Genomic DNA, 1,557 nt, shown 5'->3' with positions numbered 1-1,557 from the left:
CACCGGCCCGTGCGCCGCCGCGACGTCCTCGGGCGCGGTCTGCGCCGCCACCACGGGCGCCGGCCGGTCGTGCGGCGCGCCGCGCGGCAGCCCCTCGTGCCGGGGGTCGCGGGGCGGACCGTCGTGCCGGGGGTCGCGGGGCGGACCGTCGGGCCGGACGTCGGGCGCCGGGCCGCCGTGCCGGGGGTCGCGGGGCAGGCCGTGGTCCCGCGCGCCGGGCGCCGGGCCGTCGTGCCGGGGGTCGGGCGCCGGGCCACCGTCGTACCAGGTCATGCCGCGACGCTAGGGCGGGGCCCCCGGTCCCGGACCGCCCCGACGGCAGGACCTGGGGACGACGCACCACCGGCGACCTGTGGAGGGCTCGACGCCCGCTCGCGCAGCCGGGCGGGCGCGTCGCCAGGTCCCCGACGCCCACCGGTCGCGAGGGGCGCGCCCTTCGCGACGCCCACCGGTCACGCTCGCCCGGGGGCGCCCGCTCGTGCAGCCGTGCGGGCACCGGGTCCGCGACGCCCACCGGTCACGCTCACCGGTCGGTGACGGTCACCGCCAGCGCCCCCACCCCGAGGTGCCCGCCGAGCACGGCCCCGACCTCGCGCACCAGGACCTCGCCGAGCCCGAGCGCCGCGCGCAGCCGCGCGGCGACCTCCTCGGCCGCCTCCGGCCGCCCGAGGTGCTGCACGCCTACCCGCACGGCGCGGTCCGCGGCACCCGGAACGCCCACGCCCTGGTCCGGCCCCGCCCCGGCGGTCGTGCCCGTCCCCGCCGCGACCCGCCGGGCCACCTCGGTGACGGCCAGCGCGTGCAGCCGGTCCCGCGCCGCGCGCCGGGTCCGCACCCGCTCGGCGACCTCGATCCGCCCGACCCGGAGCGTCAGCACGGGGCGCAGCCCGAGCACGGTCCCGAAGGCCGCCGCCGCGGCGGACAGCCGGCCGCCCCGCCGCAGGTGGTCGAGCGAGTCCACGACGAACCACGCGGCGGTCGACCGCCCGACCTGCTCGGCGGTGCCGGCCACGGTCGTGCCGTCGGCCGGGCCCCACACGGTGCCCCGCGCGGCCTCGGCGGCGGCGAGCGCGGCGAACCCGAGGCCGAGCCCCGCGCTCCTCGAGTCGACGACGTGCACCGGCAGCGGTGCGAGCTGCGCGGCGAGGCCGGCGGCGCGTACGGTCCCGGACAGCTCGCCGGACAGGTGCACCGAGACGACCTCGGCGGCCCCGCGCGCGGCGGCGGCCTCGTAGGCGGCGGCGAACGCGGCGGGCGGCGGTTGCGACGTCGTGACCCGCCGGCCGGACCCCAGCGCGGCGACGAGGCCGTCGGGCGTGAGGTCCACGCCGTCCCGGAACCGCTCGCCGTCGGCCGCGACGTCGAGCGGGACCACGTCGATCCCCCACGCCGCCGCGTCGGCCGCCGTGAGGCAGGACGTCGAGTCGGTCACGACCGCGACGCGCGGCGGCGCGGCGGGCGCGGGGTCCGGGTCGGCCGCGCGCGACCCCCGCCGCAGCCGGCGCGCGACGCGCTCGGCCCATGCGGGGGGCACGACCGCGATCCGCAGCCCGGCGG

Annotated in this window: 1 protein-coding gene and 1 pseudogene; both read right to left on the bottom strand. The window is 82.5% G+C overall.

Going from position 1 to position 1,557, the window contains the following annotated elements; translation table 11 throughout:
• Window positions 1–273, bottom strand: a pseudogene (locus J5O08_RS20570) (hypothetical protein); the annotation flags it as partial.
• A gap of 250 nt (window positions 274–523) precedes the next feature.
• The coding region (locus J5O08_RS20565; protein WP_308281755.1) for a DegV family protein at window positions 524–1,557 on the bottom strand (1,034 nt) is incomplete at its 5' end.

The organism is Cellulomonas sp. PS-H5, assembly GCF_019265565.1.
Classification (GTDB): Bacteria; Actinomycetota; Actinomycetes; order Actinomycetales; family Cellulomonadaceae; genus Cellulomonas.
This window is presented reverse-complemented; position numbering and strand designations above follow the sequence as displayed.